The following is a 17,041-nucleotide window of genomic DNA, read 5'->3' as shown; positions in this document are numbered from 1 at the left end:
TTCGTGGACGTCCGAGGCGCACAGGTCGGCGACAACAACACGCAGATCAACCACTACGGCGGGCCGCCCCCGCTGACCTGGCCCCTCCTCGTGGGCCGTGCCCCGCTGCGCGCCGACGCCTTCCAGCCGAGGCGCCACGATGCCGCCGATGCCGCGTCGGTACTGACCGGCGACGGCGGAACGGGCAAGACCCAGCTCGCGGCGGCGCTCTTCGAGCAGGCCCGCGCATCGGTGGAGCTCGCGGTCTGGGTCACCGCCTCCTCCCGCACCGCGACCCTGACCGGCTACGCGGACGCGGCCGCGGCGCTGCGCCTGTCCACCGGCGACGCCGAGCGCGACGCCGCGGCCTTCCTCACCTGGCTGGCGGGCACCTCGAAGACCTGGATCGTCGTCCTGGACGATGTCGCCGACCCCGCCGACCTGCGGGGGCTGTGGCCCGCCGGCGCCACCGGCCGGCTCCTGGTGACCACCCGCCGCCGCGACGCCGCCCTGCGCTCCCGGGGCAGTCTGGTCGACGTCGGCGTCTTCACGGCGCGGGAGTCTTTGTCGTACCTGACGGCCAAGCTCGGCCACGACGATCCCGACGCGCCCGCGCTCGCCGAGGACCTGGGTCATCTGCCCCTGGCCCTCGCGCAGGCCGCCGCGGTGATCGTCGACGACGCGCTGACCTGCGCCGCATATAGAGCCCTGTTCGCCGACCGCACCCGCCGCCTCGCCGACCTCTTCCCCAACGCGACAGGAGACGACTACGACCACGAGCTGGCCGCGACCTGGTCCCTGGCCGCCGACCGCGCCGACGCCCTCACGCCGGTGGGCCTGGCCCGCCCGATGCTGCTGCTCGCCGCGACCCTGGACCCCAACGGCATCCCGGAGGCGGTCCTCACCAGCACCGCGGCGTGCGGGTATCTCGGCAGCGACGCGCCCGACGCCAGGAGAACCCTGCGCAACCTCCACCGCCTGAGCCTGGTCTCACACAACCCGGCCGACCCGCTCCTCTCGGTCCGGATGCACGCGCTCACCCAACGCTCCGCACTCGAGGCCACGTCACTGCCCGCACTGCGACGCATCTTGCAGGCGGCCGCGGACGCGCTGATGGAGACGTGGCGGCACGGCGCGGAGGCGTTCGTGGCGAACAGCACGGCCTGGTTGCGAAACACCGGGCCGTTCGACAACTGGGAGCACGTCACCTGGTTCACGCTGCATCCGCTGACGGCGCAGATCGCCCGGACCGTCGGCGAGTTCGGCGCTCCGGCCGTCGCGCACGACCAGTTCGCCCAGCGTGTGCTGGTGGCGGGCATGACGCTGGGAGACCTGCACCCCACCACACTCTCGGCACGGTATGAGGCCGGATATTGGCAGGGCGAGGCCGGTGACTTCGCCGGGGCGGTCGCGGCGCAGCAGGCGCTGCTGGTAGATCAGACCGCGGCACTCGGCGCGGAGCACCCAGACACGCTCCGCACGAGAGGCAACCTCGCCTATTGGCGCGGCCACGCGGGCGATCCGGCCGCCGCTGCCGCCGAGACCGCCGAGGTCCTCGCGGTCCGGCTCCGGATCAACGACGCCGACGATCCGGCCGTCCTCAGCCTGCGGCACAACCTCGCGAACTGGCGGGGGCTGGCCGGGGACCCGCAGGCCGCTGCCGACGACAGCGGCCGCCTTCTCGCGGACGCGGAGCGGGTCCTCGGGGCCGACCATCCGGACACCCTCGACACGCGGCGGAGTCTCGCGCACTGGCGGGGGCTGGCCGGGGACCCCGCGGCCGCCGTCGCAGGGCTCGACGCGGTGCTCGCCGACTACGTGCGCGTGCTCGGGCCCGATCATCCGGACACGATGCAGGTGCGGGAGAACCTCGTGCACTGGCGGCCGGAAGAGCGGGCGGCGCTGATCGCCGACCGGACCCGGGTCCTGGGGGCGGAGCATCCGCACACGGTGCGGCTGCGTCAGTAGACGTCGCGGACGTAGCGTTTCTCGGTGCTGAGCTGCTTGACGTAGGCCTCGGCGGCGTCCGGGGTCAGGTGCCCGTGGGTGACGGCGATCTCGCGCAGGGTCCGGTCGACGTCCTTGGCCATGCGGCTGGCGTCGCCGCAGACGTAGAAGTACGCGCCGTCCTGCAGCCAGGACCACAGCTGGGCGCCGTGTTCGCGCATGCGGTCCTGGACGTACACCTTGTTGCGCTGGTCGCGGGAGAAGGCGAGGTCCAGGCGGGTGAGGACGCCGGTGTCGCGCAGGGCGAGCAGCTCCTCGGCGTAGTAGAAGTCGGTGGCGCGGCGCTGCTCGCCGAAGAATAGCCAGTTCGCGCCGCGGGCGCCCCGCGCCTGGCGTTCGTGCAGGAAGCCGAGGAACGGGGCGACGCCGGTACCCGGGCCGACCATGATCATGGGGGTGGCCGGGTCGGCGGGCGGGCGGAAGTGCGGGGCACGCTGCACGAAGACCTGCACGTCGCCGTCGGCGGGGAGGTCGGCGAGGAACGTGGACGCGACGCCCTTGCGGGTCTGGCCGCGGCTGTTCGGGAAGCGGACCACCGACACGGTCAGGCTCACCCGGGACGGGTCCAGCAGCGGCGTCGAGGAGATCGAGTACTGCCGTGGCTGGAGCCGCTTCAGCACGCCGGCCCACTCCTGGGCGGTGGCGTCGACCGGCCACTCGGCGACGACGTCGACCGCCTGCCGGCCCCACGTCCACTTCGCCAGCTCGCCCTGGTTGTCGGGGCGCAGCAGGGTCTTCAGGTGCGGGTCGCCGTTGCGCTCGGCGACGAACCGCAGCAGGTCCGGGCTCACCTTCGCGATCTCGAGGCGGCGGTGCAGCGCCTCGGCGAGCGGCAGGGTGCCGTGCTGGGTGAGCTCGACCGGGTCGTCGCCGCGCAGGCCGGTCACCTTGAGCCACTCGCCGACGAGGTCCGGGCAGTTGACGGGCCAGACGCCCAGCGCGTCGCCGGCCTCGTACGGCAGTACACCGTCCGCCGCGTCGAACGTGAACTGCCGGACCTCCTTCGCCGAGCCCGGCAGGCTCAGCAGGCGGTTGCCGGTGAGCCGGGCGGTGACCGGCTGGTTGCGGGTCGGCGCCGGAGCCGCGGCGCGCCCGGCCGGAGCCGTCGCCCGCAGCGCGGTGATGACCTGGTCGAGCCAGGCGCCGGCGGCCGGCTGATAGTCCGGTTCGCAGTCGACGCGGGCGGTGAGCCTGGTCGCGCCGAGCTCGCTGAGCCGCGCGTCGAGACGCCGGCCGTGGCCGCAGAAGTCGTCGTAGTTGGAGTCGCCGAAGGCGAGCACGGCGTACCGGCGGTCGTCGAGGCGCGGCGTGTCGGGGCCGCCCAGCGACTGCCAGAACGCGGCGCCGTTGTCGGGTGCGTCGCCGTCGCCGAACGTACTGGTGATGATGAGCAGGTCCGCGGGCCCGGCGAGGGTGTCGACGCCGACGTCGGCCATGCTCCGCACGCTCGCCTGCCAGCCGGCGTCGGCGAGGCGGCGGCCGACGACGCCGGCGAAGTCCTCGGCGTTGCCGGTCTGCGACGCCCACAGCACCTGGACCGCCGGACCGGCCGCCTCCTGCACCACCGCGACGGCGGCGGGCACGGCCGGCGGCACCCGCGAGTAGCGCCCGGCGAGCAGCCCGTTCACCCACAGCGCCCGCTCCGGCGCGATGGGTGCCGACGCCGGTAGGACGGGCACCGTGGTGTGGTCCGGCGGCGCAGCGGTGAGCGCGTCCAGGAACCCGGCCAGGTAGCGTTTCTCGTCGTCGGTCAGCTGCGGCGGTACCGCCGGAAGCCCCAGCAGACCGCGCAGGTCCTCGCCACGGTCGGGCGCGTCGGCGACCCTGGTCAGGGCGACCGCGCAGACCTTGAGCTCGGGCTGGAACGAGATCGGGTCGACGGCGTCGTTCGTGACGGCGTTGACGCTGAGGTACTCGCCGAAGAGGTCGTTCCAGTGGAAGGGCGCGAAGCACCCGCCGGGCATGACCCGGTCCGTGACGACGGCAGGCAGCACCGCGCGGCCCCGCCGGGACGCGACCTCGACCCGGTCGCCGTCGCCGATCCCGAGCCGGGCCGCGTCGGCCGGGTTGACCTCGACGAACGGGCCGGGGTTGAGCTTGTTGAGCTTGCCGACCCGGCCGGTCTTCGTCAGCGTGTGCCACTGGTGCTGGACGCGGCCGGTGTTGAGCAGGAACGGGTAGTCGTCGTCGGGCAGCTCCGCCGCCGGCAGGTGCGGGCGGGCGAAGAACACCGCCCGGCCGCTCGGCGTCGCGAACGCCAGCCTGGGCCGGGTGCCGTCGGGCCGCTCCACGAGTCGCCGGCTGACGCCGTCGTTGAGGTAGCGGACCGGGTTGCGGGCGTCCCCGCCGGGCGGCGCCGGCCACTGCACCGGGCCCTCGCGGAGCCGTTCGTAGGTGACGCCGCGCAGGTCGTAGCCGGTGGCCGGGTTCCAGAACTCGCGCAGCTCGGCGAAGACGTCCTCCGCGCTGTCGTAGGCGAACGCGGCGCCGTGGCCGAGCTCCGTGGCGATGCGGGCGATCAGCTGCCAGTCGGGCAGGGCCTCCCCCGGCGGGTCGACCGCGCGGTGCACGAGCGTCAGGGAGCGCTCCGAATTGATCATGATGCCGTCGGTTTCGCCCCAGATCGTCGCGGGCAGGATCACGTCGGCGTACGCGTTGGTCTCCGTGTCGCCGTACACATCCTGCGTGATGACGAGCTCGGCGGCCTCGAGACCCTCGATCACGGTGCGGCGGTTGCCCACCGACGCGACCGGGTTGGTGCAGATGATCCAGCACGCCTTGATCTCGCCCTCGGCCATCCGCCGGAACATGTCGACGGTGCCGGTGCCGACGTCGGTGCGCAGCGTGCCGCGGGGCAGCCCCCACCGGTCCTCGGTGAACGCGCGGTCCTGCTCGGCGAGGACGGAGCGCTGACCGGGCAGGCCGGGTCCCATGTACCCCATCTCGCGGCCGCCCATGGCGTTGGGCTGGCCGGTGAGGGAGAGCGGGCCGCTGCCCGTCCGGCAGATGGCGCCGGTGGCGAGGTGCAGGTTGACCAGGGCGTTGGTGTTCCACGTGCCGTGGGTGGACTGGTTGAGGCCCATCGTCCAGCAGCTGACCCAGTTCCCGGATTCGCCGATGTACCTCGCGGCCTCGCGAAGCGCCTGCTCCGCGATGCCGGTGACGGCGGACACGTGCTGCGGGGTGTAGTCGGCGAGGAACTCCGGCATCGCGGCCCAGCCCTCGGTGTGCTCGGCGATGAACTCCTCGTCGACGTGGCCGGCCTCCACCAGCAGGTGCAGCAGCCCGTTGAGCAGCGCCAGGTCGGTGCCGGGGTTGACCTGCAGGAACAGGTCGGCCTTCTCGGCGGTGGCGGTGCGGCGCGGGTCGACGACGATGAGCTTCGCGCCGGCCTTGACCCGGTCGAGCATCCGCAGGAACAGGATCGGGTGGCAGTCGGCCATGTTCGCGCCGATGACGAGGAACACGTCGGCGTGGTCGAGGTCGTCGTACGACCCGGGCGGCCCGTCCGAGCCGAGCGACAGCTTGTAGCCGCTGCCGGCGCTGGCCATGCACAGCCGCGAGTTGGACTCGATCTGGTTGGTGCCGATGTACCCCTTCGCGAGCTTGTTCGCCAGGTACTGCGCCTCCAGCGTCATCTGTCCCGACACGTACAGCGCGACGGCGTCCGGGCCGTGCTCGTCGATGATCGCCCGCAGCCGCCGGGCGGTCTCGGTGATGGTGGCGTCGAGGCCGGCGTCCTGCGGTGCGGCGCCCCGCTCCGGGCGGACCCTCGCGGTGCCGAGCCGCCCCGGCGCGGCCAGCATGTCCGCGCTGGTGGCGCCCTTCGTGCAGAGGCGGCCGCGGTTGGCGGGGTGCGCCTTGTCGCCGGCCGAGCGCAGCACCCTGGCGCGGCCGTCCGGGCCGGGCCCGATGTCCAGCACGATCCCGCAGCCGACGCCGCAGTACGAGCAGACCGTCCTGACCTGGGTGCCGAGTGCTCCCACGACCACTTCCCTCCGCCCGGCCGACACCGACGCGTCGACCGTGACGCTGCGGGGTGAGCTTAAGGACGGCGCGTTACACGCACGTCACGCCGATCATCGCCGCGCCGTTACACGTGCCTGACATCGACGTCGCCCGTGCTGTGAACGCCCGGGGCGCCATGGTCCGTCAGGTCGCGCAGGCGCCGGACCGGCGAGCACACCAGGACGAGCGGGGCGGCGAGCGCGGCCGCCGCGAACAGCCACAGCGTCGCCCGGCCGTCGAACGCGCCGGCGAGCGCGCCCGCGACGAGCCCGCCGACGGGGATCGCCCCCCACGACACGAACCTGACCGTGGCGACGACCCTCGGCAGGAGGTCCGGCGGGCTGGCGATCTGCCGGTACGTCCTCGTCGTCACGCTCAGCACGACCACGCCGGCGGCGAACACGATGTTGCCGGCGGCGAACGCCACGAACGCCGCCCGGCCGGTGCCGGCCGGTACCAGCGCCGCGCCGGCGACCGCGACGAACCCGGCCCTGACCAGGGCGCGCGCGGTGCCGAGCCGGCGGGTGATCCACGGGGTCAGCGCCGCCCCGGCCAGCGACCCGACGCCTTCGGCGGCGAGCAGGACCCCGACCAGCGCGGCGGGCGCGTGCAGCTCACGGACCAGGTACAGCGGGTACACCGCCAGCTGCGCCCCGCAGACGAAGTTGACCGCGGTCGCGGTCCACATGCCGGGACCCATCACCGGGTGCCGGACCACGAACCGCCAGCCCTCCCGGATCAGGTGCCGATGCGTGCCCTGCGCCTTCCGGCCGGGCCGGGCGGGCAGCGTCCGCAGCAGCGCCGCCGAGGCGAGGTAGCTGACGGCGTCGACGAGGACCGTCGCCACCGGCCCGAGCAGCTGCACGCACAGCCCGCCGATCGACGGCCCGCCGAGCTGCGTCGCGGCGTGCGTCGCCGACGTGAGGCTGTTGCGGGCCTGCAGCCGCTCCCGCTCGACGATCTCCGGCAGGAACGTCCCGTTGGCGACGTCGAACACCACGTTGGCGAAGCTCACCACCAGCCCGACGACGACCAGCTGGGTGACGGTGAGCCACCCCCACCACCAGGCCAGGGGCACCGACCCGACGGCGGCGGCCCGGGCCAGGTCCGCGCCGATCTGCGCGCCCCGCAACGGCAGCCGCTGGACGAGCACGCCCGCCGGCAGCCCGATGACCAGCCACGCGACGTAGCTCGCGGCGGCGATCACCCCCATCGCGAACGGTCCCGCGTCGAGCACCACCAGCGCGGTCAGCGGGAGCGCGACCGCCCCGACCGCCGACCCGACGGAGCTGGTGGTCCCGGCCGCCCACCAGGTCCAGAACACGGATTCCCGGGCGGTGGTGACGTCCCTCTGCACTGTCAGTTCCATAATGGAACGCACTATAGTCGGCAGGTATGGACCGCGCTGCCCTCGCCGACGCCGACTGCGGCATCAGCCAGGCCCTCGGCGTCATGGGCGACGGCTGGACGTTCCTGATCGTGCGCGACATCGCCGGCGGCACCACCCGCTTCGACGCGCTGCAACGCGCGCTGGGCGTGAGCCGCCGCGCCCTCACCGAGCGCCTCGGCCGGCTCGTCGAGCACGGCGTGCTGCACCGGCGGCAGTACTCGGCGCACCCGCCGCGCTACGACTACCTGCTCACCGCCAAGGGCGAGGGCCTGCTGCCGGTCCTCGTCGCCCTGCAGGACTGGGGCACCCGCCATGTCATGGGCCCGGGCACCCTCACCGCGACCGCGGACGACGCCTCCGCCGAGACCCGCCGCGTCCACGCCCTCACCGGCCGCCGCCTGCCCGCCGTGACGCTGACCGCGCACGACGGCACCGCCACCGCTGTCGGCGCCGACGGGTCATGGACGGTGCTGTTCTGCTTCCCCGGCGCCTTCGCCCCCGGCGCCCACGGCTACCCACCCGGCTGGGGCGACATCCCCGGCGCCGCGGGCTGCACCCTGGAGTCGCTGACCTACGCCGCCCGTCACCCGGCCTTCACCGCCAGGGGCACGTCGGTGTACGGCGTGAGCACCCAGCGCCCCGACCAGCAGGCCGCGTTCGCCGCCCACGCGCGCCTGCCCTTCCCGCTCCTGTCGGACCAGGACCTCACCTTCACCGCGAGCCTGCTCCTGCCGACCTTCCGCGCGGCGGGCGTCGACCGCCTCAAACGCCTGACCCTGCTCGCCGACCCCACCGGCACGATCCGCGAGGTCCAGTTCCCGATCTCCGATCCGGCCGCCTCCGTCGACGACGTCCTCGCCCTGCTCCCCGCACCGGCTACAGCGTGACCACGGCGCGCCCGTCGGGGCGGCTGTCGGGGTCGAGGACCCAGTGCTCGCGGACGGTCGCCCGGTACATCCGGTAGATCCCGTCCCCGGTCACCTCTTCGACCCTGACCCGCCGCCCACCCTTGGGCAGCGCCGCCTCCCCGTACGCCGCCGCGACCGCCGCCACCGCCCCGCCCGTGACCTCCGCCGCGACGCCGCGCATGTACACCGCGAACGCCTCACCGACCTGCACACTCGAGTCGTACACCACGAGACTCACCTCGGGCCGCTCCGCGAGGTTCCGCGAATGCTCCGTCTCCGGCGACGACATCCAGATCAGCTCCCGATACCCGCTCATCGTGTAGAACACCGGCGAGACCCACGGCCGCCCGCTCGCATCCGCGGTGCCCAGCACCACATACCGGTTCTCGTCCAGCGCAACCCGTGCAGCTTCCTCGAACGCCACCATTCCCGCAGCGTATGCCACCCCCGCCCAGCCCACCCGCCAACCGACATTGATCGATACGCCCCGAACCCGTACGCACGAACCGTCACCACCGCCCCCTGCCGTCACGAATCTCCATGCCGGCGGCGAGCCGACACAACGACGACGGCCGGCAGACATGCGGCATCACGGCTTCGCTGGGCGGAGCCTCACCCACCACTTTGTAGTTTTCCGCCGTGCATGCGGCGTCACGGCGCGGCGAACAGCGGCCCGTCCCGCGGAGGAGACGGTGACCGGCGGCCGACCTGACCGCCCCCGGCACCGGCCAACACCGCCGGGATGGTCCAGAGGCAGCCCGGGCCGCCGTCGCGAATCCGGATCAGCAGCCGACGCCGCGCTGATCACGGCCCCCTCACCGAGCGAGAACGCACCTGTAGAGGCGCCCATCCCTCTGCGTGCGCTGCTTCGATCAGGTGGTGAACAGGGCGGCATCCTCGCCGCCGAAACGGTCAGGACGGCCGAAACGGCGCAAAGGCATGCACGGCGCGAAAGAGCAAGGCATGACACCGGCCGCCGTTGCGGTTCCCGGATCGGCAGCCGGCGCCGCACTGGTCACGATCCCCGGGCGCAACACACCCATGGAAGCGGCGCCCAACCACGACAGCAACGACCCCGCACACCGGTTCGGATCGGGAAGAGCGAGGAGCCGCCCTCGGGACGCCCGGGCCGCGGAGTGCCCCCGGCGAGGCACCGAACAACCGAAGGGCATGCACGCCGCAGAACGGCGAGCGGTGAAACCGGGCGACCGTCGCGGAGCCCCGGAATCGGCAACCGGCGCCATGGTGGTCACGATCCTCCAATACGCAACTCACCCGTGGAGGCGGCGCCCGACCGGGACAGCGAGGATCCACGCGCCGATTCGGATCAGGAAGAGCGAGGAGCCGCCCTCGGGACATCCGGGCCGCGGAGTTCCGCCAACGAAGCATCCAAACAGCCAGAGGGCATGGACACCGCGGAGTTCCCGCCGGCAAAGCACCGAAACAAGCCGAAGGGCGTGCCCGCCGCAGAAGGGCGAGCGATGAATCCGGGCGACCGCCGCAGGGCCCGGGTCGGCAACCGGCGCCGCGCTGATCGAGGTCCTCGCCGAGCGGCAACGCCCCCCGCAGACGCGGGCGCGAAAGGCCGGCACCCGACCCGAGGGAGACGGCCTCGGAACATCTGCACCGCGGTGCGGGCGCGCTGGGTGAACCGCTCGAACATCACTGCTCCACGACCTCGCCGACGCAGCGCCACGAACAGCCGATGACGCCGACGAAGCGGTGCACGGCAGGCGAAGGGCATGCGGGGCGTGGAAGGGCCGGGCGGCCGCGCGGGGTCCACGGCGAACGGACCCCGCGCGGCGGCCGGCCGGCAGGACGGGGCTAGATCAGACGAGGCGGCGGATCTCGCCGTGGGCGCGATAGAAGCCACCGCGGCTGGCCTCGCGGATCTCGGGGACGACGTAGCGGGCGTTGGGCTCGCGGATGCCTTTGGGGAACTGGACCTGCCAGTCGGAGTGGAAGCCGGGCGAGACGACGCGGATGCGCAGGCGGCCGCCGTCCTCGAAGCATTCGACGATGATGCCGTCGCTCGGGTCGGTGGCGACCTCGACGGTGGTGGAGGGGGCGACGGCCTCCATGCGGGGGGCCTTCACGTCGACGTATTCGGGGACGACGCCCTGCTCGGCGGCGCGGACGGCCTGCTCACTGGCGTCGATGCAGGCGAGCGAGCCGTCGGTGGTGACGATGTAGAGGCGCTCGTCGTGATACTGCATCGAGTAGGCGCTGCCGCAGCCGGTGGCGAGCTTCCACAGCCGGGTGCCGTCCGCCGCGAAGCAATACACCGAGGAGCTCGAGTCGCCGGCGAAGACGTAGCGGCCGTCGGGGGCGGTGGCGCAGGAGTAGATGGTGTTGTCGCAGCGGTAGCTGACGGAGGTCTGGCCGCTCTTGGTGAAGGACAGGACCTGGTTGGAGGACATGCCGGCATAGAGGGTGTCGCGCTCCTGCCAGCCGAAGAGGACGGCGCCGCGGGTCGGCTGGTTCCACAGCTCCTGGCCGGTGCGCCAGTCATAGCTGGTGACGCCCTTGCTGTGGCCGTGGTGCACGGCGTTGTCGTCGCAGCGGACCATCCAGCCGCTGGAGCCGTTGCCCTGGCGGCGCCACAGGAAGTCGTCCTCGTGGTCGATGCTGCAGATGCCGCCCTGGGCGTCGGCGACGCCGAGGACGCCGTCGTGGATGTCGAGCCAGTAGATGTCGATGTCGGGCGCGATGGAATAGGCCAGGCGCGGGATCTTGCCGGAGAGGTCGTAGACGTTGCCGTCGTCGCAGCCGGCATAGAGCCAGTCGTCGTCGGCGACGATGCACTTGACGCCGTCGGGGAGCTTGAACTGGCGCTGGACCTCGGCGTCGTGGGAGAGGGTGGTGACGACGCCGGCCTCGTTGCCAACCATGCAGACGCGGTCGTCGACGAAGATGCCGAACGCGGACGAACCGGACTTGTAGCGCCACAGGAGCGGGGCGGTCTTCGCGGTGGAGCGGGCGCTGACGATGACGCGGCGGGAGACGGAACGCTTGGCGCGCTGGCCGGCGACTGCCGGGGCGTAGCCCTTGCGGACCTTCTCGCCGATCTTCTTCGCGGCCTCGGTGGTCGCCTTGGCGTTGTCGGGATAGGTGGTGGTCTTCAGCGTGCCCGAGTCGCCGATGCGGCCGTAACGGATCGACATCTCGGTGCCGTCCACGGTCACCTCATAGAACTTGTGGGCGCTGCCGCTGTCCTCGGACAGCTCGAGATAGGTCGTCTGGGGCATCGGTCACGGCCTTTCAAACACGAAGCAACGAGGGGGCGCCGACAGCGTAGCGACGACCACCGACAAAAATTGAGGGGTGCTGCATCTGCGGGTCATCTCCCCACCCGACCGGACCGCCGAGGTCGTGCGGATCATCGAGGCCGCGCCCGGCGCGACGAACCTGGTCGTGCTGCCCGGCGCCGCCCGCCAGCCCGACGGCGACCTGGTGCTCTGCGACGTCGTCAGGGAGGCCGGCAGCCCGGTCCTGTCGGCGCTGCGCAAGATCAAGATCCATGAGGTCGGCTCGATCGCCGTCGAGCACGTCCAGGTGGCGCTGTCCAGCGTGGCGGCCGCGGCGGCCGACGCCGCCCCCGGCCTGGCCGGCGACGCCGTGGTGTGGGACGAGGTCGAGCAGAAGACCGGCGACGAGACCGAGCTGTCCGGCACCTACCTGCTCATGTTCGCCATCGCCACGATCATCGCCGGCATCGGCGTGCTGCTCGACCAGCCGATCCTGATCGTCGGCGCGATGGTGGTCGGCCCCGAGTTCGGCCCCCTCGCGGGCCTGTGTGTCGGTGTCGTCCGGAGACGGCCGGCGGTCATCCGCAAGGCGGCGATCGCGTTGAGCGTCGGGTTCGCGACGGCCATCGTCGCCACGGTCGGCACCACGTTCCTGCTGGACCTCGCCGGGCTCGTCGACAAGGACATGCTCCTGCGTGAGCGGCCGCTCACCGACTTCATCTGGCGCCCCGACGCCATGTCCTGGGTCGTCGGCTTCCTCGCCGGCGTCGCCGGGATGCTGTCGCTGACGTCGGCGAAGGCCGGACCGCTGATCGGCGTCCTCATCTCGGTGACGACCGTGCCCGCCGCGGCCAACATCGCCGTCGCGCTCGCCTACCGGGTCCCCGACGAGGCGGGTGGCTCCGCGGTACAGCTGCTGCTCAACCTCGCCGCTATCATCACCGCCGGCGTTCTCACCCTGGCGGCCCAGCGGTGGTTCTGGACCAGGAAGGCGCAACGGTGACCGATCTCCGAGAGGCACTCGACCGGCTCCTCGATGCCGTCCCGCCGAAACGGCTCACCGAGTCGGTCCAGCGGCTCATCGTCGACTACCGCAGCGGCCGCCCCGCCGACGAGCCGCTGCTGCGCAACATGGTCGACGCGACCGCGTACGCCGCCTACCGCATGCCGGCCACCCACGCCGCCGTCGCCGCGGTACTACGACAAATCAGCATAAGTCCGGAAAGTGTGCTCGACGTCGGCGGCGGATCGGGCGCGGCGACCTGGGCGGCCCTCGACGAGTTCCCGACGATCGGCACGGCCACGGTCCTCGACCAGGTCACCGAGGCGCTCAAGCTCGGCAGCCGCATGCTTCCGACCGCGCATTGGCAGGAGTGGCACCTCGGCGAGCCGCTGTCCCCCGCCGACCTGGTCATGGTGTCGTACGTCCTGGGCGAGCTCACCGAGGAAGCGCAGCACCAGCTCGTCGACGACGCCTCCGCCGCCGCCCGCCAGGCCCTGGTCGTCGTCGAGCCGGGCACTCCCCTGGGGTACCGGCGGATCCTCGACGCACGGCAGCGCCTCATCGAGGCGGGCTGGACCGTCGCGGCGCCGTGCCCCCATCAGCAGGCCTGCGGCATGACCGGCAAGGACTGGTGCCACTTCAGCGCCCGCGTCAACCGCTCCGCCCTGCACCGCAGGCTCAAGGAGGCCGAGCTCGGCTACGAGGACGAGAAGTTCTCCTACGTCGCCGTCACCAGGCAGGCGCAGGCGGCGAGGGGCCGCGTCGTCAGGCACCCCGCGTTCCGTAAGGGCCTCGTCACGCTGCAGGTCTGCGACCAGGACACGACCGTCGGCCCGAAGCTGGTGTCCAAGCGGGAGGGGCCGGCTTACAAGGCCGCCCGGGACGCCGAATGGGGTGATCCCTGGCCGCCCTAGGCGGGCACCGGCGTGCCGATCAGCGTGTCCAGCGCCGACAGGAGATCCGCCTTCGTGAACGGCTTGCCCAGCACCGTCACCCCCGGGTCGAAAAGCCCCTGCTCGGTCATCAGCGGCGCGGCGTAGCCGGACATGTACAGCACCGGGATCTCCGGCCGGATGCGGTGCAGCGCCTCGGCGAGCTCCCGGCCGTTCATCACCGGCATGACGACGTCGGTGAGCAGCCCGTGGATCGTGGCGTCGTGCCGCTCGGCGATCGCCAGCGCGTCCCGCCCGTTCGCGGCGGGCAGCACCTCGTAGCCGGCCCGCACCAGGAGCCGGACGACGGCGTCGCGGACACCGTCCTCGTCCTCGGCGACAAGGACCGTCCGGTTCGTGACGGCCGCGTCGGTACCACCGGCGACCGCCACCCGCGCGGGCTGGTCCGTCGCCGGCAGGTAGATGTGCATCGTCGTGCCGCGGCCGGGGTCCGACTCGATGACGAGGTCCCCGCCCGCCTGCCTGAGCAGCCCGTACGACGTGGCGAGCCCCAGACCCGTCCCCTGCCCGCGGGGTTTCGTGGTGTAGAACGGCTCCATCGCCTGCCGGGCCACCTCCGCCGACATGCCGTGCCCGGTGTCGGTGACGGCGACGTGCACGTAGTCCCCGGCCGGCAGCCCGGCGAGGTGCTCGCACACGTCGGCGGCGGTGTTGCCGGTCGTCAGGTGCAGGCTGCCGCCGTCGGGCATCGCGTCGCGGGCGTTGACGGCCAGGTTGATGAGGATCTGCGTGACCTGGCCGGCGTCGGCGAGGACGGGCCGCAACCCGGGGGCGAGGGCCGTGCTGATCGCGACGTGCCGGCCGATCGTCCCGGCGATCATGTCGTGGACCTGCTCCACGAGGGTGTTCAGGTCGACCGGCACCGGCTTCACGACCTCCCGCCCGCCGAACGCGAGCAGCTGATGGGTGAGGTGCGCGGCGCGCTGCCCGGCCCGCTGGATCTGCTCCAGGTCGTCGAGGATCGCCCGGGCCCGCTCGGCGGTGAGGAACGTGCCGCCGGCCTCCGTGACCGCCTCCCGCACGAACTCGTCGAAGGACATGATGACGTTGAGCAGGTTGTTGAAGTCGTGCGCGACGCCGCCGGCGAGCCGGGCGAGGCTGTCGAAGCGGGCGGTCGCCTGCCGCCGCGTCTCGCGCTCGCGCTCGTGCCGCTCCGCGTGGCGGCGCTCCTCCTCGGCGACGACCTCGGTGACGTCGTCGATCATCGCGACGAAGCCGGTGGCGGTGCCCGCGCCGTCGCGGACGGCCTGGATCAGCACCGTCAGCCGGCGCGGGACGCCGCCGAGCACGACCCGCTCCTGGTGGCGGTCGCCGGTGCGCGGCTTCCAGCGGTACTCCTCATCGAGGCAGCACCGCCAGCCGTCGCCGAGCAGTTCCCCGGCCGGCAGTCCGGTGATCTCGGTGAGGCGCGGGTTGACGTAGGTCGCGCACCCGTAGCGGTCGCCGATGACGATGCCCATGGGGCCCGCCTCGGTGCTCTCCAGCGGCTTCGCGGCGGCGGGCTCCACCCCCTCCACAGTTCCCGCCCGTTCCCATTTCATGCGAAATTTCGCATAACCGGCGGGAGACGCCGGAGGCCCGGCCGCTGGAGGGATCAGCGGCCGGGCCTACGGGGCGTTGCGGGTCAGGTCTGGTCGGCCGCGAAGGAGGCGACCCAGGACAGCGACGAGTTCCAGTTGATGGTGAGCTCGTTCGTCGACCACGACTTGATGTCGTCGATGTAGCACAGCTGCGGCTTGCAGCCCTTCAGCGCCGCCGAGGCGACCTCGTCCTGCAGCGAGGAGTTCGGTCCGCCGGCGAGGGTGCCGCGCGGCGGGTTCGGCAGCTTCGGGTCGAGCTGGTTGGCGTACCAGCGGCTGTGCTGGTTCTTCGACGCCTTCTCGCCGTACCCGGTCACGTAGGACTGGTTGAGCGCGTTGCGGCCGAAGATGTAGTCCATGCCGGTCAGCACGCCGTCGCGGTACTTCGCCTCACCGGTGAGGTCGAACGCGGTGCCGACGACGGCCAGGTTGTTGAGCATCTGGCTGTTGGACGCCCAGTCGTAGCCGCCGTTGGGCGCGTACGCCTGGCCGTACGCCTGCGAGGCGATCGTGGCGAGGTGCTTGTCGGCGCCGGCGACGACGCTGGCCTTCACCCGCTCCCGGTCGCCCAGCTTGTTGTCGATCGTCGCCAGGTCGAGCCGGCCGAGCGCGCCGACGGCACGCCAGTCGAACGCGTTGGCGAACACGTCGTTCTTGTGCACCGGCGAGGCCGTCACAGCGTCGGAGAATTTCTTCTCGCCGGTGGTGATGTACAGCTCGGCCGCGGCCCAGTAGAACTCGTCGTCGACGTCGGTGTCGCCGTACGCGCCGCCGCCGGTGGAGTCGGAGTCCGGCGCGTAGACCTTCGGGTTCGCCTGCGCCGCCGCGAACGCGGCGCGGGCCGAGGTCAGCAGCTTCTCGGCGTAGGCCGGGTCGTACGCCTTGAACACCCGGGCGCCCTGCGCCGCCGCGGCGGCCAGGTTGAGGGTCGCGGCGGTCGACGGCGGCTTGAGCACCCGCGGCTGGGTGTCGGCGGCCGGGTCGGTCGGCAGCCCGGTCCAGGCGACGTCCTGGACCTTGTGGTGCGCCATGCCGGCCAGCTTCTGCCCGGCCGGGACCTGCATCTTCATAAGGAAGTCGAGCTCCCAGCGGGCCTCGTCGAGCACGTCGGGGGTCTTCCCGCCGGCCTCGGGCTGGCGCAGGGTGCGCGCCTGGGACGCCTTCGGGGAGCGCTCGTAGGCGCTCATCAGCTGCGCGACGGAGATGCCGCCGTTGACGACGTACTTGCCGTGGTCGCCGGCGTCGTACCAGCCGCCGGTCACGTCGAGCGTGTAGTCGCAGCTGCCGGGCGCGCACGGGACCTTGGTGTCGCCGCCGTTCGAGGTCTCGGCGGTGTGGCCCGCGGCGCGGCCGTAGCCGGGCGCGATCTTGTCGTCGATCGCGATGCCGCTGCGCTGCGGGTAGTAGAACGACATCGCGTCGACCGCGAGCGCACGGTAGGCCTTCGGGTCCAGGTCGAACGGCAGGCTGGCCTTGCCGTCGACCTCCAGGGTGTACGTGCTGCCGGTACCTTTGTATTCGCTGAAGTCGACGGTGTGCGTGCCCTGGCCGGAGCTGGGGTCCATGCCGTGCGGGGTGCTCTCGCCGGAGGCGACGACGGCTCCGGCCTTGTCCTTGAGCTGCCACGGCAGCGGGGTGCTCGAGTCGCTGATCACGGTGGCCCGCTTGGGGCCATCCGGCAGGTAGCCGACCTGGTTGACCCGCACCGGGGTGTCCGGGATGTGGTCCGGGGTGGCGGGGAACGCGTAGGCGGCGTCGGCGCCGCCGGATACGACGCCCGGCAGGCCGCCGTCTTTTCCGGCGAACGCGATCGGCAGGGCGACGGCGGGGACCGCAACGATCGCGGCGACGGCAGCGAGTTTGGCCTTGTTGGACAGGTTCGGCAGGCGCACCGGCTCTCCTTCTCGGTCTTGGTTGCTCGGCACACGCCGCCGTCATCCCGAGGGGAGAAATGGGGTGATCAGC

The 17,041-nt window shown here is 72.5% G+C and carries 10 protein-coding genes; 4 read left to right on the top strand and 6 right to left on the bottom strand.

Features of this window, described 5'->3' with window-relative positions:
• The first annotated feature begins 3 nt into the window (after nt 1-3).
• Nucleotides 4-1,947, top strand: a complete 1,944-nt coding sequence (locus ACZ6TV_RS37400; RefSeq protein ID WP_465302997.1) for a tetratricopeptide repeat protein — start codon at nt 4-6, stop codon at nt 1,945-1,947.
• Here the strand turns inward: ACZ6TV_RS37400 and ACZ6TV_RS37395 are convergent.
• Nucleotides 1,941-5,972 carry a molybdopterin-dependent oxidoreductase gene (locus ACZ6TV_RS37395; protein ID WP_465302995.1) on the bottom strand — a complete coding sequence of 1,344 codons (4,032 nt, stop codon included), beginning with the start codon at nt 5,970-5,972 and terminating at the stop codon, nt 1,941-1,943. The two genes, ACZ6TV_RS37400 and ACZ6TV_RS37395, sit on opposite strands and share 7 nt — an antisense overlap.
• Nucleotides 5,973-6,079: 107 nt before the next feature.
• Complete coding sequence (locus tag ACZ6TV_RS37390; protein ID WP_465302993.1) at nt 6,080-7,363, bottom strand: MFS transporter; 1,284 nt, start codon at nt 7,361-7,363, stop codon at nt 6,080-6,082.
• 26 nt (nt 7,364-7,389) lie between these two features.
• On the opposite strand from ACZ6TV_RS37390, the gene ACZ6TV_RS37385 reads away from it, so the two are divergent.
• Complete coding sequence (locus tag ACZ6TV_RS37385; RefSeq protein ID WP_465302991.1) at nt 7,390-8,271, top strand: winged helix-turn-helix transcriptional regulator; 882 nt, start codon at nt 7,390-7,392, stop codon at nt 8,269-8,271.
• Here the strand turns inward: ACZ6TV_RS37385 and ACZ6TV_RS37380 are convergent.
• On the bottom strand, nt 8,261-8,719 hold the full coding sequence (locus tag ACZ6TV_RS37380; protein WP_465302989.1) for a pyridoxamine 5'-phosphate oxidase family protein: 459 nt from the start codon (nt 8,717-8,719) through the stop codon (nt 8,261-8,263). The two genes, ACZ6TV_RS37385 and ACZ6TV_RS37380, sit on opposite strands and share 11 nt — an antisense overlap.
• 1,402 nt (nt 8,720-10,121) lie before the next feature.
• The gene (locus tag ACZ6TV_RS37375) at nt 10,122-11,540 is read right to left on the bottom strand and encodes a WGR domain-containing protein (protein ID WP_465302987.1); all 1,419 of its coding nucleotides are present in this window, start codon (nt 11,538-11,540) and stop codon (nt 10,122-10,124) included.
• A 76-nt stretch (nt 11,541-11,616) separates the two neighbouring features.
• Here ACZ6TV_RS37375 and ACZ6TV_RS37370 point away from each other — a divergent pair, with 76 nt between their 5' ends.
• On the top strand, nt 11,617-12,543 hold the full coding sequence (locus tag ACZ6TV_RS37370) for a DUF389 domain-containing protein (RefSeq protein ID WP_465302985.1): 927 nt from the start codon (nt 11,617-11,619) through the stop codon (nt 12,541-12,543).
• Nucleotides 12,540-13,457 (top strand): small ribosomal subunit Rsm22 family protein, encoded by a 918-nt coding sequence (locus tag ACZ6TV_RS37365; protein ID WP_465302983.1) that lies wholly within the window; start codon nt 12,540-12,542, stop codon nt 13,455-13,457. The genes ACZ6TV_RS37370 and ACZ6TV_RS37365 overlap by 4 nt, the downstream gene beginning before the upstream one ends.
• Here the strand turns inward: ACZ6TV_RS37365 and ACZ6TV_RS37360 are convergent.
• Together ACZ6TV_RS37360 and ACZ6TV_RS37355 are read right to left on the bottom strand one after the other, a co-directional pair.
• Nucleotides 13,454-15,037, bottom strand: coding sequence for an ATP-binding protein (locus tag ACZ6TV_RS37360; RefSeq protein WP_465302981.1), 1,584 nt, complete (start codon nt 15,035-15,037; stop codon nt 13,454-13,456). The genes ACZ6TV_RS37365 and ACZ6TV_RS37360 overlap by 4 nt on opposite strands.
• Nucleotides 15,038-15,120: 83 nt before the next feature.
• Nucleotides 15,121-16,968 (bottom strand): glycoside hydrolase family 9 protein, encoded by a 1,848-nt coding sequence (locus ACZ6TV_RS37355; RefSeq protein ID WP_465302979.1) that lies wholly within the window; start codon nt 16,966-16,968, stop codon nt 15,121-15,123.
• Nucleotides 16,969-17,041 lie beyond the last annotated feature (73 nt).

Source organism: Dactylosporangium sp. NPDC051087, assembly GCF_055586325.1.
The sequence above is the reverse complement of the archived record's forward strand: the minus strand, read 5'-3'. Positions and strand labels throughout refer to the sequence as shown.